At 65.9% G+C, this 21,327-nt stretch carries 13 protein-coding genes and 1 pseudogene; 9 read left to right on the top strand and 5 right to left on the bottom strand.

Going from position 1 to position 21,327, the window contains the following annotated elements:
• Positions 1 to 180 (top strand): annotated as a pseudogene (locus RT028_RS04760) (LysE family translocator); the annotation flags it as partial.
• A 9-nt stretch (positions 181 to 189) separates the two neighbouring features.
• On the opposite strand, the gene RT028_RS04755 reads toward RT028_RS04760, so the two are convergent.
• Positions 190 to 1,395 carry a sugar transporter gene (locus RT028_RS04755; RefSeq protein ID WP_312932996.1) on the bottom strand — a complete coding sequence of 402 codons (1,206 nt, stop codon included), beginning with the start codon at positions 1,393 to 1,395 and terminating at the stop codon, positions 190 to 192.
• Positions 1,396 to 1,870: 475 nt separating this feature from the next.
• Between RT028_RS04755 and RT028_RS04750 the strand changes: the two genes are divergently transcribed.
• The 3 genes from RT028_RS04750 to uvrA all read left to right on the top strand — a co-directional run bounded on the left by RT028_RS04750 (position 1,871) and on the right by uvrA (position 7,513).
• A complete protein-coding gene (locus RT028_RS04750) occupies positions 1,871 to 3,997 on the top strand; it encodes a TonB-dependent siderophore receptor (protein ID WP_312932995.1) in 2,127 nt (708 codons plus the stop codon).
• Between the two features lie 297 nt (positions 3,998 to 4,294).
• Positions 4,295 to 4,837 carry a WYL domain-containing protein gene (locus tag RT028_RS04745; protein ID WP_312932993.1) on the top strand — a complete coding sequence of 181 codons (543 nt, stop codon included), beginning with the start codon at positions 4,295 to 4,297 and terminating at the stop codon, positions 4,835 to 4,837.
• Positions 4,838 to 4,981: 144 nt separating this feature from the next.
• Complete coding sequence (gene uvrA / locus RT028_RS04740) at positions 4,982 to 7,513, top strand: excinuclease ABC subunit UvrA (RefSeq protein WP_312932991.1); 2,532 nt, start codon at positions 4,982 to 4,984, stop codon at positions 7,511 to 7,513.
• Positions 7,514 to 7,669: 156 nt separating this feature from the next.
• Here uvrA and RT028_RS04735 read toward each other — a convergent pair whose 3' ends face one another.
• Positions 7,670 to 7,936, bottom strand: a complete 267-nt coding sequence (locus RT028_RS04735) for a DUF1652 domain-containing protein (RefSeq protein ID WP_312932989.1) — start codon at positions 7,934 to 7,936, stop codon at positions 7,670 to 7,672.
• A 401-nt stretch (positions 7,937 to 8,337) separates the two neighbouring features.
• Between RT028_RS04735 and RT028_RS04730 the strand changes: the two genes are divergently transcribed.
• The 3 genes from RT028_RS04730 (at position 8,338) to RT028_RS04720 (ending at position 13,542) form a co-directional block, all read left to right on the top strand.
• A complete protein-coding gene (locus tag RT028_RS04730; RefSeq protein ID WP_312932987.1) occupies positions 8,338 to 9,834 on the top strand; it encodes a methylenetetrahydrofolate reductase C-terminal domain-containing protein in 1,497 nt (498 codons plus the stop codon).
• Between the two features lie 354 nt (positions 9,835 to 10,188).
• Entirely contained in the window at positions 10,189 to 10,395 is a 207-nt protein-coding gene (locus RT028_RS04725; protein WP_312932985.1) for a hypothetical protein, read from the top strand.
• Between the two features lie 192 nt (positions 10,396 to 10,587).
• On the top strand, positions 10,588 to 13,542 hold the full coding sequence (locus tag RT028_RS04720; RefSeq protein ID WP_312932983.1) for a PAS domain-containing protein: 2,955 nt from the start codon (positions 10,588 to 10,590) through the stop codon (positions 13,540 to 13,542).
• 147 nt (positions 13,543 to 13,689) lie between these two features.
• Here the strand turns inward: RT028_RS04720 and RT028_RS04715 are convergent, their stop codons facing one another.
• Positions 13,690 to 14,904: an acyl-CoA dehydrogenase gene (locus RT028_RS04715; protein ID WP_312933000.1), complete on the bottom strand. Its 1,215-nt coding sequence runs from the start codon at positions 14,902 to 14,904 to the stop codon at positions 13,690 to 13,692.
• A 271-nt stretch (positions 14,905 to 15,175) separates the two neighbouring features.
• On the opposite strand from RT028_RS04715, the gene RT028_RS04710 reads away from it, so the two are divergent.
• Positions 15,176 to 16,120, top strand: coding sequence for a LysR family transcriptional regulator (locus RT028_RS04710; protein WP_312932981.1), 945 nt, complete (start codon positions 15,176 to 15,178; stop codon positions 16,118 to 16,120).
• Positions 16,121 to 16,159: 39 nt separating this feature from the next.
• Here RT028_RS04710 and pssA read toward each other — a convergent pair whose 3' ends face one another.
• The gene (pssA, locus tag RT028_RS04705; RefSeq protein ID WP_312932979.1) at positions 16,160 to 17,485 is read right to left on the bottom strand and encodes a CDP-diacylglycerol--serine O-phosphatidyltransferase; all 1,326 of its coding nucleotides are present in this window, start codon (positions 17,483 to 17,485) and stop codon (positions 16,160 to 16,162) included.
• Positions 17,486 to 17,967: 482 nt separating this feature from the next.
• On the opposite strand from pssA, the gene RT028_RS04700 reads away from it, so the two are divergent.
• Positions 17,968 to 18,951, top strand: coding sequence for an SMI1/KNR4 family protein (locus RT028_RS04700; protein WP_312932977.1), 984 nt, complete (start codon positions 17,968 to 17,970; stop codon positions 18,949 to 18,951).
• Between the two features lie 97 nt (positions 18,952 to 19,048).
• Here RT028_RS04700 and katG read toward each other — a convergent pair whose 3' ends face one another.
• Complete coding sequence (gene katG, locus RT028_RS04695) at positions 19,049 to 21,307, bottom strand: catalase/peroxidase HPI (RefSeq protein WP_312932975.1); 2,259 nt, start codon at positions 21,305 to 21,307, stop codon at positions 19,049 to 19,051.
• Positions 21,308 to 21,327: the final 20 nt, after the last annotated feature.

Genomic DNA, 21,327 nt, shown 5'->3' with positions numbered 1-21,327 from the left:
ACGCTGCCCATCTGGCTGCTCGCCCTGGTGTTTCTGCTGGTGGCGCTGCCGTGCATGGCCACCTGGGCCTGGCTGGGCGCCCGCAGCGCGCGGTGGCTGCAAACGCCGGGGGCGTTGCGTGGGCTTAACTGCGCGCTGGCCGGGCTGTTGCTGGCCTCGGCCTGGCTCAGCCTGCTGTGAGGCGTCCGGTCAGGCGTTTGGTGACCCGGGCTGGGTCAGCTTACGCGTGCTGGCCAAGGCCAGCAGCAGCCCGACCACTGCCACGCTACCGCCCACCCAACCAATGTTGGCGACACCCAGCTGGGTGCTGACAATGCTGCCGAGCAAGGCGCCGCCGCCGATGCCGATGTTGTAGATGCCGGAGAACAGCGCCATGGCCACGTCGGTGGCGTCGCTGGCGAGCTTGAGGGTCTTGGCCTGCAGCGCCAGGCTGAAGCTGAGGATGGCGATACCCCAGAACATGCTCAACGCAGCGAATACATAGAAGTTGCCCGACAGCGGCAGCATCAGCAGCAGACAGGCGGCAAGCAGGCCGATGGCGCCGAGCAGAAACCCGTGGGGGAAGCGCTCGCTGTAGCGACTGAACAGCACCGAACCGAACAGCCCGGCTCCCCCGAACAGCAACAGCAGCAGCGTAGTGCGCTCGCCGCCGATCTTCGCCACGTCCAGGGCGAAGGGTTCGATGTAGCTGTAGGTGGTGAACTGCGCGGTGATCACCAATGTGACCAGGAGGTAGGTGATGATCAGCGCCGGGCGGCGGAACAGGATCGGCAAGCTGCGCAGCGAGCCTGAGTTCTGACTGGGCAGCAGCGGCAGCGACTTGAACAGGCAGAGCAACGTGGCCAGGGCCACCGCAGCGATGCCGAGGAAGGTCATGCGCCAGCCCAAGGCCTCGCCCACCACGCGGCCCAGCGGAATACCGAGGACCATGGCCAGCGTCGTGCCGGTGGCCAGCAGTCCCAGCGCTTTCGCCTGTTGGCCCGGCGGTGCCACGCGCACGGCCAGCGAGGCGGTGATGGCCCAGAACACCGCATGGGCCAGGGCAATACCAATACGGCTGACCAGCAGCATGGCAAAGCTCTGCGACAGCCACGACAGCACATGGCTGACGATGAACACCAGGAACACCACCGTCAGTAGACGACGCCGCTCGATGTTGCGGGTCATCAGCATCATCGGCAGCGAGGCCAGCGCCACGACCCAGGCATAGATGGTCAGCATCAGCCCGACCTGGGCCGGGGTCATGGTGAAACTGCGGCCGATGTCGCTGAGCAAGGCCACCGGCACGAATTCGGTGGTGTTGAAGATGAACGCGGCCAACGCCAGGGCGATGACGCTCAGCCAGCTGCCGCCGCCCTCAGGGGCGGGCATCGAGGTAGGAACAGGACCATTCATGGGCGGGGTGTAAATCTCCTGAACGCGGCAATGGGCAATGCGCCAGCAGCCCATTGAGGGCGCCGACTCGCATTTTATTAGGAAAGAGTGCCTGGCATGGTACGCGCCAAGGGGCGTAGCGGCAACCTGCGCTGCGGCGCGGCTACGGGCGGCGGAAAGGATTCAGCCAGGGTGGATTTCAAGGCAATCGAATGCGCCGCCCCGGGTGATGAGTCTTCAGCTATCAGCTCTGCCCCACAGCCTATCGTGCATACCGAAGCGCTGACCTGACCACTGCAACAGGTCGGCATCTGCAACGCGCGCATTTTTGCATGCAAGCGGAGCGCCATGCAGCGGGCCTTGCTTGAACTGACCCCTACTGAAACGCCGGTATCTGGCACACCAAAATCTATTGTAAATGCGAATACTTTGCAGATACCATCGCGCCGATTTTTCCTACATGTCCTTACTAATAATTCTTCAGGACCTTCGCCAGATGCGTCGTTCGCTCGTTTCGCTGTGTTTACTTCCCGTCGCCCCCACCCTGGTCTGGGCCGCACAAGCGCCGGTCACGCCCGGCAACATTCAGCTCGATGCCGTCAACATCAGTGCCGACAGCGATTTCGAGCGCGCTGACGGCCCGGTGCAGGGCTACAAGGCCACCCGCTCGGCCAGTGCCACGCGCACTGACACGGCCCTGCACGAAACGCCGCAGTCGGTCAGCGTGGTGCCCCGTGACGTGATCGAAGACACCAGCTCCACCCGCCTGCAAGACGCCCTGGATTACGCCGGCGGCGTCGGCCGGGCCAACAACTTCGGCGGCCAGGGCCTGACCACCGTGACCGTGCGCGGCTTCACCACCGGCGAGTACTACCGCAACGGCTTCCCGATCAACCGCGGCTACCCCAACGCTCCCGACGCCAACACCGTCGAGCGTCTGGAAGTGATCCGCGGCCCGGCCAGCGCCCTCTACGGTCGTGGCGATCCAGGCGGCACCTTCAACATCGTCAGCAAGCAGCCGCAGGCCGAATCCAAGGTCACCCTGGGCAGCCAGATCGATGACCATGGCATGTACCGCGGCACGCTGGATGCCACCGGCCCGCTGAACCAGGACGGCAGCCTGGCCTACCGCCTGAACCTGCTGGGCGAAGGTGGCGACAGTTTCCGCGACGATGTCGAAACGGAGCGCTACGACGTCGCGCCGGTGATCAGCTGGCAGGTCAACGACAGCACCAGGATCGTCTTCGAAGGCGATTTCATGCGCAACAACCACCCGCTCGACCGCGGCCTGACCCGCTACACCACCCAGTCCGGCAGTGCCTCGCGCGACACCTACATCTGGGAAAAAGGCAGCGACAACCTGCTGCACAACGACAACGACATGGCCCAGTTGCGCTTCGAGCATCAGCTCAATGACGACTGGACCCTGGGCGGCGGGATGCAGTGGCTCGATGGCAGCCTCAAGGGCAATGCAGTCGAGGCCAACGGTGCGCCACTGGATGGCCGCACCCTGCAGCGCAACTTCAACTACCGCAAGCTGGAATGGACTGATCGCGACTATCAGTTGAACCTGACCGGCCACTTCGATACCGGAAGGTTCTCGCACACGCTGCTGACCGGTATCGAGTACGAAGACTACGACTACAACTCGATCATCCAGCGCTCGTCTGCCGCGCCGGGCACCTACCCGATCGACCTCTACAACCCGGTCCTGGGCCAGCCACGCCCGGCCCTGACGCGCACCACGACCTGGGACAAGGAAAACCTCAAGACCTGGGCATTCTTCATCCAGGACCAGGTCGCCCTGACCGAGCGCCTCAAAGCCCTGGCGGGGGTGCGTTTCGAGCGCTTCGAGCATGACTATGACGACCACATTTCCAACACCCGGGACTTCGAGAACGCCGAGAACGGCGTGACCCCGCGCCTGGGCCTGATCTACGACATCACCGACACCGTGGCGGTCTATGCGAACACGGCCCGCTCGTTCAAGCCCAACAGTGGCGCAGCGCGCGAAGGCGGCGGTTTCGATCCGGAAAAAGGCAGATCCTACGAGCTGGGCGTGAAGTGGGAAGCGCTGGACCGTCGGTTGAGCGTCGACGCCGCGATCTACCACATCGACAAGGAAAACGTGCTCACCCGCGACCCGATCGACCCGACCTACAGCATCGCCGCCGGGGAAGTCCGCAGCCGCGGCTTCGACCTCAACGTAGCCGGCAACATCACCCCCGAGTGGCGCATGATCGGCGGCTACGCCTACGTCGACGCGCAGGTGACCAAAGACAACCGCCTGCCTTCCGGCACCCGCCTGGCCAATATCCCGCGCAACAGCTTCAGCCTGCTCAACACTTACGAGTTCCAGGACGGCTTCGCCAAAGGCCTGGGTCTGGGCGTGGGCCTGAAGTACGTCGATGATCGCAACGGCCAGACCGAAGCGCTGACCTACACCATGGACCGCTACAGCGTCGTCGACCTGCTCAGCTACTACAAGGTCAACGAACACGTACGCCTGAACCTCGACCTGAAGAACGCCTTCAACAAAGGCTACGACGAAGGCGCGTTCAACACCTACGCCTACCCCGGTGCGCCGCGCACCGTTCAGGCGGGCGTTGCGTACACCTTCTAAGCGGTCCCGGATGCTGCACGGGGCGGGCAAGTGTCGCTGTACCGTGCAGACGTCGCAGCAGCGGCGTGCCGGTCAAGGTGAGGGGCAGCTCGACGCCCGCTGACCCAATGGCGCGTATCGCGCACCCACCACACGGTTTGCGCTCCACCAAGCCAGCGCGGCCAGTCTCTGGGACGTCTGCGCGGGCCCTCCAACCGAATCGTAGCGCGCATCGATCGGCTGCCGTACGGCGCTTGGCGAGGCTCGCGGCACACGCTATGCTGCAAACATAGCCATGTGCCACTACCGGACCGCCCCTTGCCCAGCAATTCCACCCGCCACACCATCGCCCGTCAGTGGCAACTGCTCAAACTGTTGCCCACCCAGCACCCCGGGACCACCTCGACCCACCTGCACCGCGCCCTGAGCGAAGCTGGCCACAGCACCAGCAAACGCACGATCGAGCGCGACCTCAACGAGTTGTCGACGTTGTTTCCATTGCGCTGCAACGACAAAGGCACGCCCTTTGGCTGGTACTTGCTGCCCGAGATGGGCGTGCAGGGCTTCGAGCATGACACCTTGGCTGACCCTCGCCAGCGCAGCGACGCGCCGAGGCTGGAGCTGGAGCTGTGGGTGAACGCGGCGCTGGCCGGCCAGTTGCTCGACGCACCGCTGTCGCCCGACATGCAGCTGCGCCGCGATGAAACCGGCGGCGCGCACCTCTGGGCCACGCTCGCCGAGGACGCAGCGCTGATGGCCTGGCTGCTGGCCCATGCCGGCGCGCTGCGGGTCAAACGCCCGTATGCGCTGCGCAGCGCAATGCTCGAACGGCTGCAACAGGGCGTGGCCTTGAACGCCTGAGCTGTAAACCCTCTTGAACGTCTGTCGCGCCGGCACGGTCCTTGTGGGAGAGTCTTCAGCCCTCAGGGCTGCGCCGCCGCGCAGACGACCGGTTCCGAACCCGCGGCGCGCACCCTGTGCAATCACTACGTGACAGGACGCCCCATGCCCCCGAAGTCGCCCTCACCCTTCCAGCCCACCGGCTTCGTCAGCGTGCGCGGCGCCCGTGAGCACAACCTCAAGAACGTCGATGTCGACATCCCCCGCGATGCATTGGTGGTGTTCACCGGTGTGTCCGGGTCGGGCAAATCGTCCCTGGCATTCTCGACGGTGTACGCCGAGGCGCAGCGCCGCTATTTCGAATCGGTCGCACCCTACGCCCGGCGCCTGATCGACCAGGCCGGCGTACCGGATGTAGACGCAATCGACGGCCTTCCACCGGCGGTGGCCTTGCAACAGCAGCGCGGCACGCCGAGCGCACGCTCCTCGGTGGGCAGCGTTACCACGCTGTCGAGTTCGATCCGCATGCTGTATTCGCGTGCCGGGCATTATCCGGCCGGCCAGCCGATGCTGTACGCCGAGGATTTCTCCGCCAACACGCCACAGGGCGCCTGCGCCGAGTGCCATGGCCTGGGCCGGGTCTATGAGGTGACCGAAGCGACCCTGGTGCCCGACCCCTCGCTGAGCATCCGCGAACGCGCCATTGCCGCCTGGCCGCCGGCCTGGCAAGGGCAGAACCTGCGCGACATCCTGGTGACGATGGGCTACGACGTCGACATGCCGTGGCGCGATCTGCCCCAGGCCGAGCGCGACTGGATTCTGTTCACCGAACAGACGCCGACCGTCCCCGTGTACGCCGGCCTTACACCTGCGCAGACCCGTACGGCGCTCGAGCGCAAGCTCGAACCCAGCTACCAGGGCACCTTCAGCGGTGCCAAACGCTATGTGCTGCACACCTTCATGCACTCGCAGAGCGCGCAGATGCGCCAGCGCGTGTCGCAGTTCATGCGCCCCGGCCCATGCCCGGCGTGTGGCGGCAAACGGCTCAAGCCAGCGGCATTGAGCGTGACCTTCGATGGCCTGGACATCGCTGAGCTGTCGCAACTGAGCCTGGCCGAGCTGGGCCAGGTGCTGCGCCGGGTGCTCGACACGGGCGGCGCGTCGACAGCCCCCGTGTTGTCGGCCGAGAAACAACTGGCCGCCCAGCGCATCGCCGAGGAACTGCTGCAGCGCCTGCAAAGCCTGCTCGATCTGGGCCTGGGCTATCTCTCGCTGGGCCGCAGTACGCCGAGCCTGTCGTCGGGCGAGCTGCAACGTCTGCGTCTGGCGACCCAGCTCAACGCGCAACTGTTCGGCGTGATCTACGTGCTCGACGAGCCGTCGGCCGGGCTGCATCCGGCCGACAGCGAGGCGCTGTATACCGCGCTGCAGCGGCTCAAGCAGGCGGGTAACTCGGTGTACGTGGTCGAGCACGACGTCGAGACCATGCGCCGCGCCGACTGGCTGGTGGACGTCGGCCCCGCGGCCGGGGAACAGGGTGGCCGCGTGCTGTACAGCGGCCCGCCAGTGGGGCTGGCGAAGGTGACCGAGTCGCGCACGCGGCCCTACCTGTTCGCCGAGCACACCGCCAGCGCACCTGCGCTGCGCGAGCCGGCACACTGGCTGCACCTGGAGGGCATCACGCGCAACAACCTGCAGCAGCTGAGCGTGGCCGTGCCGCTGGGCTGTTTCACCTCGGTCACCGGTATCAGCGGTTCGGGCAAATCCAGCCTGGTCAGCCAGGCACTGCTCGAACTGGTGGGCGCTCACCTGGGCCGGGGGCAGGCGCCTGCCGAGCAGGACAGCGCCACGCTGGAAGAGGATGTGGAGATGGCCAGCACCGGCCAGGTCACGGCCGGGCTGGAACACCTCAAGCGCCTGGTGGCTGTCGACCAGAAACCCATTGGCCGTACCCCGCGCTCGAACCTGGCCACTTACACCGGCCTGTTCGACCACGTGCGCAAGCTGTTCGCCAGCACCGATGAGGCCAGGGCCCAGGGTTTCGATGCCGGGCGTTTCTCCTTCAACGTCGCCAAGGGTCGCTGCCCGCAGTGCGAGGGCGAAGGTTTCGTCAGCGTGGAGTTGCTGTTCATGCCCAGCGTGTATGCGCCCTGCCCGACCTGCCACGGCGCCCGCTACAACCCTGAAACCCTGGCCATTACCTGGCAGGGCCTGAGCATCGCCGAGGTCTTGCAGCATACGGTCCGCCAGGCGCTGCAGGTCTTTGCCGAACATCCGGCCATTCGCCGCAGCTTGCAGGTACTGGAAGACATCGGCCTGGGTTACCTGCGCCTCGGGCAGCCGGCCACCGAGCTCTCGGGCGGTGAAGCGCAGCGCATCAAGTTGGCCACCGAACTGCAGCGTCAAGCGCGCGGTGCGACCTTGTACGTGCTGGATGAGCCCACCACCGGGCTGCATCCGGAAGACGTCGACCGCTTGCTGCTGCAGCTCAACCGCCTGGTCGATGCCGGGCACAGCGTACTGGTCGTCGAGCACGACATGCGCGTGGTTGCGCAGAGCGACTGGGTCATCGACATCGGCCCTGGCGCAGGCAGCAATGGCGGGCGCGTAGTCGCCAGCGGCACGCCACAGGCGGTGGCGGCCTGTGAAGACAGCCAGACCGCGCGCTTTCTGGCGCAGTGCCTGGACGCAGGCTAGGCGGCGTCTTTCGGCAGGAATACCCAATAGCAGTGCCAGGGCTGGGCAACGCTCATGCGAAGCCCAGCCCAGCTCGGTCCGCAAGCCTTGACGCAGTACCAGGGCCGCTGACGCGGGGCAGCGGCAGTATCGACCGGCCAGCAGATGCGCCCGATCTCAGGCGCGCGCCACGCTCACCGCTGCTGCGCCCTGCCCTCGCTGGTGCTGGCGCAGTTGGCCGACCAGGCCCACAACATCACGACAGCTGTTGAGGCTGTCGATCGGGACACCCGTGAGCATCACGCAGTGATCGAGGCTTTCACCCTGGCCCAGGCGGATGGTCAGGCAGACCCCATCCGGGCAAGAGACTTCACAGCGATCGGGCAGGCAGGCCTGTTCGATCATCTGTCGCATTTCCAGCAGTGAGACACCTATCAGGGACATGTCGCCAACCTCTCTGTAGCCAGTGCGCTGCGAGGCAGACACCTGACACAGGGGGCGTGGTCAGCGGGAGCCACAGGCTGTTGCCTGCCCGGCTCGTCGCACGCAGCCTGTGCCGACGCCCCTGACGCACAGGCAGGTGCTCAGAGGTCGCGAGGTATTCAGCGCAGCTCTGGATACCTTAGTGGAAGAACCTGAGTCGGCGCTGACCGTTCGGTCGAGAAACGGCCCTGGGCGACCGGTGGTGCATGCCTGCCAACGCCGCTTGCCAACATGGCCTGCCAACGGTGACTGCCAACACTCAGCCAACCATGTCGGGTTCAGTACCGCGACCTGCGCGGCGAGACAACGACGAACCTGGCGTTCGGGCACACTATAGCGTTTCGATGGCCAGGCACCCTGCGATGAACACCCTCAAGACCGCCCTGCAACAAGGCCGCTTTGCCTGCATCCTGGAGTTCGTGCCCAAGCCCTCTGCCGCGCGCTTCGCGGCAGTGGCGACGATGATGGCGCGGCGCGAGCTGTGTGGCTGGCCGTTGACCGTGTCGATTGGCGATCGCGTTGGCAGCCGTCTGGATCTGTCGCCGCTGGAGGCCTGTGCCAGCCTGCCCGACCCGGTGCCGACACTGCTGCACTTTTCCGGCAAGGACCGCGAGCGCCAGGACCTGCTGGCCCAGCTTGAGCGGATGGACGCCGCCGGCCTCGACCAGTTGCTGCTGCTCACCGGCGATCGCCTGCACGGTCATCAGCCGGGCGCGCACCCGGTGCGTTACCTGGAATCGGTGGCCGCCCTGCAGATCGTGCGCCAGGCACGGCCTGACTGGCTGCTGGGTGCGGCGCTGAATCCGTTCAAGTACCGCGAGGAAGAAGGCGGCGCGCAGTACTTCAAGGCGGCCAAGAAGCTCCGGGCCGGGGCGGATTTTCTCGACCTGCAACTGGGCTTCGACATGGACAAGCACGTCGAGGCCCTGCAGTGGATGCAAGGCCAGCCGCGGCCCAAGCCCCTGATCGCGTGCCTGATCGCCGTGACTCACGGGCGGGCGAAGATGCTCGAGCACGTGGCCGGGGTGACCGTATCGGCCTCGATGCTGCAGATGCTGGCCGCCGAGGCGGCCGAGTCCAAGGCCTTTGCCCAGACGCGCAGCATCAGACGGCTGGCCTTGCAAGTGACCGAACTGGCGCGCATCGGCTACGCCGGGGTGCACCTGTCGGGCCTGCATGATCCGGCGCAGATGGACGCACTGGAAGCGGCCATCGAGCAGTGCCGGGCCGACATCCAGCATCCGGCGCAATGGCAGGCCGCCTGGGAGGCGGCCTGGAACCTGCCGGGCGAGGCGCCGGTGACGTTCCACCCTGAACAGGCCGCTTGGCGGCGGGGCGAAGTCGCGGTGCAGCCCTCATTCAAGGAAGCAGCGCGCGTACACCTGCTCGGCGCCCTGCACCATCAGCTGTTCAGCCGCACCACCGGGCTGAGCCGCGCGTTCGCCTGGCTGGTACGCCAACCGCTGTGGGCCAGCGAACGCGGGGCCCGCTGGCTGCATGGCCTTGAGCGCGGCATCAAGCGTCCGCTGGTGGGCTGCGACACCTGCGGCAGTTGCCGGCTCGAGCAGACCTTGTACATCTGCCCCGAGACCTGCCCGAAGGGCCTGGCCAATGGGCCGTGCGGCGGCACCCAGCTCAACCGATGCGAGTTTGGCGACCGCGAATGCATTCACAGCGTGCGCTACCGCACGGCCAAGGCTGACCGCGAGGCCGCGCTGGCCAGCCAGCAGCTCATCGCCTGTGTGGAAGTCGACCACCGCCACCGTAGCTCCTGGCCCGTGTGGTTCGCGGCGCCAGAGGGGCAGCCGGGCAGCCAATCCGGGCTCGCGGCAGCTTCGACCTGCAAAGAAACACGTTGATGCACGGCGAGGTTGCGTTGCACTGCCTTGATCATGCGGGCTCCCCGCGCCTCGATGGGAATGCCAGGCCTGATCTTCGGCGCAAGAATTTTCACACAGGACCCTGGAACAGCCTTGGCGTCTGGTGCTCTAAACCTGGGCGAGGCGCAGTGCCCCGCCGTACCCGCGCAGCCTGTCTTCTGCCCAGGGGCCGGGAACTGCCTGCACTGCCCACCGCGCCCCGCTCATCAGCACCCTCAACGCGAGCCCTTTATGAATGCCCAGCAGTTCGTCGCCCTTTGGAAAGCTGAAAAAGCCGCCGCGGTGCAATCGCTCTCGGCACCGACAACGCAGGTCCATGCGCAGGTGACGGCTATGCAGTTGTCCGAGCCACAGACCCGCCAGCTTGAGGCGCTGTTCGACAGCCTGCTCACGGATGTGATGTACACGTTGCTGCTGGGCCTTGACGGTAGCGCCAGCATCGGCGGCCAGCAGCACGACTTCAGCCTGCGCAACGAGGCAGGTGAGCTGATCGACCCGCTCGAAAGTGAAGCCTATGCGCAGTTTCACGGTGATCAATGAGCAGCCGAGCGCTCTTGCATGTGAGCGGCTCGATTTTTCAGTCATTGCGCGTCGCCACCGCAACAACAAGGCGTATGCTGCGCTCCAGCGCAGACCAGCGCCCCCCGCACCTCAGCCTGCTTTTGCATGGCCTGGCGCTCAATTCTTTTCAGCCGCCCCAGCGTGTGCTCGTGGCCAGTGTGACGCCTTAGCATGAAGACTCCCGACCGGTCGTTCCCTCCCTTGCACACCCTCGATCGCGACGCGCTGGAGGCCGAGGTGCTGCGCCTGCGCAGGCAATTGCAGGCCAGCAGCCCGGCAGCCGAGCTGGTCATCGACCCTGCGACCAGCGATCATCAACGCCGTGCACGCAATGCCGCACGGCAATGGGCAGTGTTCGAAAGCGCGGTGGATTTCGCCATCGTGCTCACCGACCACAAGGGCATTGTCACTGACTGGAACGCCGGGGCCACGCACGTCATGGGCTGGAGCGCCGACACCATGATCGGCCACGACGTCGCACGCTTCTTCACCCCCGAAGACCGCGCCAAGGGGCGAGTGGCCGAGGAAATGCGCCTGGCCCTGCGCGACGGTCGGGTGTCAGACGAGCGCTGGCATTTGCGTGAGGATGGCGGGCGCTTCTGGGCTTCAGGCGAGCTGATGCCGCTGTACAGCGAGCAGGACGAGCACCTGGGCTACATGAAGATCCTGCGTGACCGCACCCATGAGCACCTGGCCGGCAAGGCCATTGCCGAGGCCCAGGAACGGCATCGCCTGGCGGCCAAGGCCACCAACGACGCCATCTGGGACTGGGACCTGCGCAGCAGCCACGTGCTCTGGAACGACGCCCTGTACGAGGCCTATGGGCACCCCATCGACCATGGCCAGATGCGTCATCAGTGGTGGATGGCGCACATTCACCCCGACGACCGAGCACGCATCAGCACCTCCCTGCGCGCGGTGATCGACGGCGTTGGCACCACCTGGAGCGACGGCTACCGCTTCGAACGCGCCGATGGCACGTATGCCGAAGTGCTCGACCGCGGCCACGTCAGCCGCGACGCCGAAGGCCGTGCCGTGCGCATGATCGGTGCCATGCTCGACATGACCCGCATGCGCTCGGCCGAAACCGCCCTGCGTCGCAGCGAGGAACGCTTTCGCACCATGCTCGGCATCATCGAGACGGCGTTTGCCATCGTCGAGGTGAAGTTCGACCAGAACGACGAACCTGTGGACTACCGCTTCATCGAGGTCAACCCGGCGTTCGAGCGTCAGGCCGGCGTCAACCTGCAAGGCAAGTGGGTCACCGAGTACGCCCCGGATCTGGAGCCGTTCTGGTTCCAGATCTACGGGCACGTGGCCAAGACCGGCGAGTCGAGCCAGTTCGAGAACTATGCCAAGGCATTCGCCCGCTGGTTCGATGTGCGTGCCGTGCGCGTGGGCGAGCCGCAGGCGCGGCAGATCGGTATCTTCTTCAACGATGTCACCGAGCGGCGCAATGCCCAGGAACGCTTGCGGATCAGCGAGCAACTGGCGCGGGAGAACGTCGAGCGGGTACAGCTGGCCCTGGCCGCCGGCGCCATCATCGGCACCTGGCACTGGGACCTGGTGCACGATCGCTTCACGGTCGACGAGGCCTTTGCATTGGCCTTCGGCCTTGACCCGGCGATAGGCCGGGTTGGGCTGAGCCTCGAACAGGTGGTCACCACCGTGCACCCGGAGGACCGCGCCGGGTTGATCGCGGCCATCGACGAAGCCTGCCAGCGCGGTGGCGCCTATGCCCATCAGTACCGGGTCAAACGCGCTGACGGCCAGTATTACTGGATCGAAGCCAACGGCCGGGTCGATCACGCCGCCGATGGCACCCCGCTGGACTTCCCCGGCGTGCTGATCGACGTCGGTGAGCGGCGCGCCGTGCGTGAGGAGCGCGACCACGCCCTCAATGCCCTGCGCCACCTCACCGAGACCCTCGAACAGCGGGTGGCCGAGCGCACCCTGGAGCTGATGCAGTCTGAAGAGAAACTGCGTCAGTCGCAGAAGATGGAAGCGGTCGGGCAACTGACTGGCGGCCTGGCGCACGACTTCAACAACCTCCTGGCGGGGATTTCCGGTGCGCTGGAACTGATGAAGCTGCGCATCAGCCAGAACCGCCTGGGCGATGTCGACAAATACATGAGTGCCGCCCAGGGCGCGGCCAAGCGCGCTGCCGGCCTGACCCATCGCCTGCTGGCCTTCTCGCGCCGCCAGACCCTCGATCCGCAGGCCATCGACGTGGTCAAGCTGATCGAGGAGCTGAGCGACCTGATCCAGCGCAGTGTCGGGCCGAGCATCGTCATCGAGACCTTCTCGGTCGGCGGCTACTGGCGCGCCCGCGCCGACGCCAGCCAGCTGGAAAACGCCCTGCTCAACCTGTGCATCAACGCCCGCGATGCGATGCCCGAAGGGGGCCGCATCATCATCGAGACGGCCAACCGCTGGATCGGTGTGGAGGCCGCACGGGTGCTGGACGTGCCCACCGGGCAGTACCTGTCGATCAGCGTCATCGACAACGGCACGGGCATGCCGCCCGAGGTGCTGGCCAAAGCCTTCGATCCGTTCTTCACCACCAAGCCCATCGGCCAGGGCACCGGCCTGGGGCTGTCGATGATCTATGGCTTTGCCAAGCAGTCGGGGGGCCAGGCGCGGATCTTCTCCGAGGAGGGCCGCGGCACCACCGTGACCATCTACCTGCCCCGCTCCCAGGACACGACGGTCGAGCACCGGATCGAGCCGAACGACACGCCAACAGTGCGCCATCAGGCCGGCAAGACCGTACTGGTCGTCGACGACGAGCCCACCGTGCGTTTGCTGCTCAACGATGTGCTCAGCGACCTGGGTTACCGCGTCATCGACGCCGCTGACAGCGTGGCCGGGCTGGCCGTGCTGCGCTCCGACGCCGCCATCGAGCTGATGATCACCGATGTCGGCCTGCCAGGCGGGCTCAATGGCCGACAGCTGGCCGATGCCGGCCGCGCCCTGCGCCCGACCTTGAAAACCCTGTTCATTACCGGTTACGCGGAAAGCGCAGCGATCGGCAATGGGCAGCTGGAACCGGGCATGCTGATCCTGACCAAGCCGTTTGCAGTGGATGCACTGGTAGCTCGAGTCAGGGAATTGATGGAGCTCTGAAGCGGCGTTGACGAGGTAGGTGAGCGCGCTGCACCACGAGGTGCAGCCACGCCGGCATGCGCTGGCGTGGCTGCAGGCGCCTGCCCGTCACACATCGTCGGTCGCCTGATCGATACTTGGCTGGGGCCTGGTGTGCGAATCAAGGCGCTAGCGCTGCGCAGGCAGGTAGCGGCTCAGCTCTAGCTTGCCAATCGTCGCCCGATGCACTTCGTCCGGGCCATCGGCCAGGCGCAATGTCCGTTGCATGGCGTACATGTAGGCCAACGGGAAATCGTCGCTGACCCCCGCGCCGCCGTGCAGCTGAATCGCCCGGTCGATGACCTGCAACGCCACGTTGGGCGCCACTACCTTGATTTGCGCGATCTCGCTACGGGCCACCTTGTTGCCCACGGTGTCCATCATGTGCGCGGCCTTGAGGGTCAGCAGGCGGGCCATCTCGATCTGCAGGCGCGACTCGGCGATCAGGTCGAGGTTACCGCCCAGTTCTGCCAGCGGCTTGCCGAACGCCTTGCGTGTAGTGGCGCGTCGGCAGAGCAGTTCCAAAGCCCGTTCGGCCATGCCCACCGAGCGCATGCAGTGGTGAATGCGGCCGGGGCCCAGGCGGCCCTGGGCGATCTCGAAGCCGCGCCCGGCGCCGAGGATCACGTTGTCCAACGGCACCTGCACGTTGTCGAAGGTCACCTGCGCATGGCCGTGGGGCGCATCGTCGTACCCGAACACGGTCAGCGGCCGGACGATCTTCACGCCCGGGGTATCGGTGGGTACGAGCACCATCGAATGCTGCTGGTGGCGTGGCGCCTGCGGGTCTGTCAGGCCCATGAAGATGAGCACCTTGCAGCGCGGGTCACAGGCGCCGGAGGTCCACCATTTGTGACCGTTGATCAGCCAGTGATCGCCTTGCTGGACCGCTGTGGCGGCCATGTTGGTGGCGTCTGACGAGGCCACGTCCGGCTCGGTCATGGCGAACGCCGAGCGGATCTCGCCGCGCAGCAGGGGCTCGAGCCATCGCTGTTTCTGCTCGGCGCTGGCGTAGCGCACCAGCACCTCCATGTTGCCGGTGTCCGGCGCCGAGCAGTTGAAAGGCTCGGGCCCGAGCAGCGAGCGGCCCATGATCTCGGCCAGTGGCGCGTATTCGAGGTTGCTCAGGCCTGCGCCATAGTCGGACTCAGGCAAGAACAGGTTCCACAGCCCTGCGGTCTTGGCTTGCGCCTTGAGCGTCTCGACGATGGCCGTGGGCTGCCAGCGATCGCCCTCGGCCACCTGCTGTGCAAAGACCTTTTCAGCCGGGTAGACGTGTTCGTCCATGAATGCGCTAACGCGTTCGCGCAGGGCTTGGACCTTGGGCGTGTAGTCGAAGTCCATGGGCAGCGCTTCCTGGAAAGTGGCAGTGATGAGGGCGGAGTCTGGCAGGCGTTCATGGGCGCTGGCCTGACCGTGAGAGCTCGTACCCAATGGTTGGACCTGAGCCGGGTCAGTACCCTTGTGGCCGTCCTCGGCCCGCCCGCTCGGGATTCAGAGGGTGAGGCACAGGCTAAGCACCTCCAGCAGATTCATCTACTGTATTTTTTTGGTGTATGAACATTCATAAGCGTTATAGGATCTGCGCTTCTGTCTGTCAGTGAGCCCAGCGCGCATGAGCCTCAGCAAGGTCGACCTCAATCTGTTCATCGTCTTCGATGCGATCTACACCGAAGCCAACCTGACCCGCGCCGGGCAGATCGTCGGCATCACCCAGCCGGCGGTGTCCAATGCCCTCTCCCGCCTGCGCGAAACCTTCAACGATCCGTTGTTCGTGCGCACTGCCCAGGGCATGGTGCCCACCCCCATGGCGCAGAACATCATCGGCCCGGTGCGCAATGCCCTCGCCTTGCTGCGGGTGTCGGTGCAGGAAAGCCGGCTGTTCAATCCGCTGGAGGCGAGCAAGACCTTCCGCATCAGCATGACCGACCTGATCGAGGCAGTGATCCTACCGCCGCTGTTTCAGCGCCTGCGCCGGCTGGCGCCCGGGGTGATGATCGAGAGCTTTCTCAGCAAGCGGCGCGAAACCACCAAGGAACTGGCCGCCGGTCGCCTGGACTTTGCCGTGGATGCGCCGCTCAACACGGACCCGCAGGTGCGCCACGTCAAACTGCTGCAGGACCGTTTCGTCTGCGCCCTGCGCCAGGGCCACCCGCTGGCCGACACGCGGCTAACCCTGGACAGCTACCTGTCGATGTCGCACATCCACATTTCCAGCCGGCGCAATGGCCTGGGCTACGTTGATTTGGCGCTGGGGCGGCTGGGTGTGCAGCGCAAGGTGGTACTGCGCTCGCAGCACTACCTGATGGCCTGCCAGGTGCTGCAGCAGTCAGACCTGGTGATGACCGTGCCCGAGCGCTTTGCGCGCCGCCATCAACTGCGTCACCTGCCGCTGCCGCTGGAGGTGACACCGCTGGAAACGCACCTTTACTGGCACGAAAGCACTGACCAGGACCCGGCCAATCGCTGGATGCGCGAGCAGATCATCGAGCTGTGTCAGCGGGTGGCCGCGCAGGATGAGGTGCCTGTCACGCCCGACAGCCAGGGCAAGTCGTTATAGGCGTGTACCGCGGGTGCGCGCGGGCATTTCGCACAGCGCCTACAACACCCGCTTGATCAACGGCTCCAAGCGGCTGTAACGCAGGCGGCGCAAGAAGGTGCGGACCTTTTTCGGGTGATCGCCCTTCTCGCCCAGATCACTGGCGTGGTCCACCTGTTCGGTGTGGCGGCGAATACCGTCGAGTTCCGCCTGCCGTGGCACCAGCCACTCCCCGGCGGGGTCATCGATCAGCAAGGCGTTTTCCAGGTCGAGGTTGAAACCACGCGGGTTGAAGTTGTTGCCGGTCAGCAGGCTGTAGCGCTGGTCGACCCACAAGCCCTTGGCGTGGAAGGTGTGGCCGGGGTCGTTCCATACCCGCAGCCGCAGTTGGCCGCTGGCCAGCGCACGCTGCTGGCGGCGGGCGAAAGCGCGCAGGTTGTCTTCGTACAGGTAAGGCAACACGCCGCTGGCACTGAAGGGTTGATCGGGGGCAACATAGAAGTCGTTGGCGGTGCGGTGGCCGACGATCAGTTCCACTTGCACGCCACGGCCCAGCGCCAGGCGAATCTCGCGCATGAGCATGCGCGGCGGATTGAAGTATGGCGTGCACACCACCAGCTCGCCGCGTGCGGCGCGGACCAGCGCGCAGAGGGCATGGTTGAGCGGGTTGCCACGGCCGATGCCCAACAGCGGAATGACCCGCAGGCCCTCGGTGACGGGTGCAGCGACATCGTACTGCAGGCTGCGCAGGCGACTGCGCAGACGGCGGATCTTGCCCCGCAGGCTGCGGCTGTCGGGCACATCGGGCTGATCGAGGCGCGGGGTAGCGTCACCGCTGATGATCTGGCGCACCACGCCGACCATGGCTTCGGCCAGCCCGACGCTGCGTAGCAGATGGTAGCGGTCGAGGCGGTAGCGGTCGAAGCGGTGCAGGTAGACATTGTTGAAGCTGGCACCGGTATAGAGCACGCAGTCATCGATCACGCTGCCCTTGAGGTGCAGCACGCCGAATAGCTCGCGGGTTTGCACAGGCACCCCATGGATCGCCACGTCCAGGCCTTGCAGGCGGCGCTGCGCCTGGTACCAGGCAGCATTGCCGGGCTGCTTGCCGGCACCGAGCAGCCCGCGCTGGGCGCGGAACAGATCGACCACCACCGTGATGTCCAGCTCGGGCCGTGCGGCCTTGGCCCGGTACAACGCATCGAGTACTTCGTGGCCCGCTTCGTCCTCTTGCAGATACAAGGCCACCAGCACGATGCGCCGGGTTGCACCTTCGATCAGGCCGAGCAAGGCGCGACGGTAACTGGCGGCGTCAGGCAGGACTTCAATAGCGTCGGGGGTGATGGCTACGCCGGGCAGGCGGGCAAGCGAGGATTCGAGCGTCACGAAAAGGCAACCTCCAGGCAGACAGCCGCTGTTGCGCCGCTGCGGTAGTAGATACGTAGGGCCAGTGTAGGGCCTGGAGCGCGGCTGGCCCAAGGATAAATGCAGGTGGGTGGCCAGGCGCTGTACGAGCGCGTCGCCAAAGCTCAGCCCTGACAAGGGCCGCCTGGGCGGACCCTCGAGCCAGTACCGCCTGCGCGTGCCGGCCCAGACTGTTCGACCCCGACCTGCCAGGGGCCCAGATGCTCAGCTTGGTCGCGCCTGGGGGAGCCGGGCACCCGAGGGCGACCGGTCAGGTGCTTCACCAGGAGTATTCTGCCTCTCGCATCCTTGCGCTTTGTGCATGAGCAGCAACCCTCGATGGCGAACTTCCCTGGGCCACGATGAGTCTGACGCCCCATCAAGACCACTGCCGAGGACCCCGCCATGTACCGCATGACACCCATCGCTGGCCTGCAGGCCTCTTGCGCACAGGCCGCCACGTCATGAGCGCCTTCCCCCACGACATCGATCTGAACGCCTTCTGGGACGACTGCGAGTACGCGCTCAAGGCCTACGTCGACGCATCGCCCAGCGACGCCTGCATCGCGGAGGTCGAAGCGCAGCTTGGTTACCGTCTGCCCGCGTCCTATGTCGCCTTCATGCGCCGGCACAACGGCGGTCTGGCGCGCAACACGTGCTTTCCCACCGACGAGTCGACCTCATGGGCCGAGGACCATGCCGCCATCAGCGGCTTCCTGAGCATCGGTCGGCAGAAGATGAATTCGCTGTGTGGCGAATTGGGTAGCCGCTTCATGATCGAGGAGTGGGGCTATCCGGACATCGGTGTGTACATCTGCGATACACCGAGCGCCGGCCACGACATGGTCGCCCTCGACTACCGCGCCTGTGGCCCACACGGCGAGCCCCAGGTGGTGCACGTCGATCAGGAAGGCGACTATCGCATCACGGTGCTGGCCAGGAACTTCGAGACGTTCGTGCGCGGGCTGGTCAACGAGGAGGTCTACGACCGGTCTGAGGAACTGTTCGAGGACGACCTGTTCCGGGTCACCGAAGGCGCGTTTTCGGACATGCTTGCGCCGCTGCTGACGGACTTCGCGCCGTTCCCTCGCATCGGTGAGGCGGTACGTGCCGTCAGCCTGCGCCTGCTGCAGGAAAAACGCTGCTTCGCCCTGCACGCCGACCCCTCGTCCTACCTGCTGTATGACGTGCAGTTCTGGGTGTACCAGCACCGCCACCGGTTGGACAGCCGCCAGCAGTACCTCGACGCCTATTCGCCCATGATCGCCTTCGGCGGCAGAGGTTTCAGTACGGGTGGCTACGCCCCGGGGTTCATCGAGGACTGGTTCAACGCGCGCATGGAGGCAGGGGCGTTGATCGATACCGATCAGGGCATCGTCCTGAGCGAGGCGCACACAGCGCAGATGATCGAACAGCTGCAGCGCGCCTGTGAGGCGGCTGCAGAGTAAGGGCGCGTCGCACCTGCATGCCCTGCGCTGACGTCGAGGCCGGAGGGCATGCAGATGGGCGCTGACAGGCGTTGCCCGCCTCAGGGCGCCGCCCCTGCTACACCGCGTGGTTCAGATCGAACCGATCCAGCTCCATGACCTTCACCCAGGCCGCGGCGAAGTCCTTGATGAACCGGGCGCTGCCGTCGCTGCTGCCATACACCTCGGCCAGGGCCCGCAGTTGCGCGTGGGAGCCGAACACCAGGTCCACACGGCTACCGGTCCAGCGCACCTGTCCGGTCTTGCGGTCGCGGGCTTCGAAGGCATCGTTGTCAGATGACGTCGGTTTCCACTCCACCGCCATGTCCAGCAGGTGGCGGAAGAAGTCGTTGCTCAGCACGCCCGGTTGGTCGGTGAACACGCCCTGAGCGTTGCCGTCATGGTTCACACCCAGCACCCGCAGGCCGCCGATCAGCACGGTCATTTCCGGGGCCGTCAGGGTCAGCAGCTGTGCACGGTCGAGCAGCAGTCGCTCGGCACCGACGCTGTAGCGGGCCTTGGTGAAGTTGCGAAAGCCATCGTGCAGCGGCTCCATCACCGCGAATGACTCGACATCGGTCTGCGCTTGCGACGCATCGCTGCGCCCACCGTGGAACGGCACCTCCAGCGTATGGCCTGCAGCCTTGGCGGCCTGCTCGACCGCTGCCGTGCCGCCGAGCACGATCAGGTCCGCGATCGACACCTGCTTGCCACCGACATTGAATTGCGCCTGCACCTGCTCCAGCACACCCAGCACCTTGCGCAGCTGCTCGGGCTGGTTCACCGCCCAGTCTTTCTGCGGCGCCAGGCGGATGCGCGCGCCATTGACGCCGCCACGCTTGTCTGACCCACGGAAGGTCGAAGCAGAGGCCCAGGCGGTTGACACCAGCTCGGCGGTGCTCAGCCCTGAATTCAACAGCTGGTGCTTCAACGTGCCCACGTCTTCGGCCGACAGCGGGCTAGCGGCCTTGGGTAGCGGGTCTTGCCAGAGCAGTTCTTCCTGCGGCATTTCCGGGCCGAGGTAGCGTGACAGCGGGCCCATGTCGCGATGAATCAGCTTGTACCAGGCACGGGCGAAGGCGTCGGCCAGCTGCTCCGGGTGGTCCTTGAAACGCCGTGCGATCGGTTCGTAGACCGGGTCGAAACGCAGTGCCAGGTCCGAGGTGAGCATCGAGGGCGCGTGACGCTTGCTGGCGTCGAAGGCATCCGGCACTTGCCCGGCGCCCTGCCCCTGGGTCGGCCGCCACTGGTGCGCACCGGCGGGGCTCTTGAACAGTTCCCACTCGAAGTTGAAGAGGTTTTCCAGGTATTCGTTGCTCCAGCGCGTTGGAGTGGACGTCCAGGTGACTTCCAGGCCGCTGGTGATGGCATCGGTGCCGACGCCGCTGCGGTAGCGGTTGTGCCAGCCCAGGCCCTGGGCTTCGAGGCCGGCCGCTTCGGGCTCGGCACCGACGTTATCGGCCGGCGCGGCGCCGTGGGTCTTGCCGAAGGCATGGCCACCGGCGATGAGGGCCACGGTTTCTTCGTCGTTCATGGCCATGCGGGCGAAGGTTTCGCGGATGTCTCGACCCGAGGCGACGGGGTCCGGGTGACCGTCCGGGCCTTCGGGGTTGACGTAGATCAGGCCCATCTGCACGGCGCCGAGCGGGTTTTCCAGGTTGCGGTCGTGGCCGAGGTCACGGCTCTGTTCTTCGCCGTGCTTGTCCGGCTCTGCCACCAGATCGCCCTGGCCAGGGGCTTGCGCCTTGCCATAGCGGGTGTCGCCGCCCAGCCAGACCTTTTCCGAGCCCCAGTACACGTCCTGATCGGGCTCCCAGACATCTGGCCGGCCGCCCGAGAATCCAAAGGTCTTGAAGCCCATCGATTCCAACGCGACGTTGCCGGTCAGCACGATCAGGTCGGCCCAGGAGATGCGCTGCCCGTACTTCTGCTTGATCGGCCAGAGCAGGCGACGGGCCTTGTCGAGGCTGACGTTGTCGGGCCAGCTGTTCAAAGGCGCGAAGCGTTGCTGGCCGGCGCCGGCGCCGCCACGGCCATCGGCGATGCGGTAGGTGCCAGCGCTGTGCCAGGCCATGCGCACGAACAGTGGGCCGTAATGGCCGAAGTCGGCGGGCCACCAGTCCTGAGAGTCAGTCATCAACGCGTGGAGGTCCTGCTTGAGGGCCTGGAAGTCCAGCTGAGCGAAGGCGCTGGGGTAGTCGAAATCGGCGTCCAGGGGATCGGACTTGGCCGAGTGCTGGTGGAGCACGGCGAGGTTCAGCTGGTCAGGCCACCAGTCACGGTTGCTGGTGCCACTGCCTGCGGTGTGATGGAACGGGCACTTCGATTCGGTCGACATCGGTCTCTCCCTACGGCTCG

This window comes from Pseudomonas sp. (assembly GCF_032058845.1).
Classification (GTDB): domain Bacteria; phylum Pseudomonadota; class Gammaproteobacteria; order Pseudomonadales; family Pseudomonadaceae; genus Aquipseudomonas.
The sequence above is the reverse complement of the archived record's forward strand: the minus strand, read 5'-3'. Positions and strand labels throughout refer to the sequence as shown.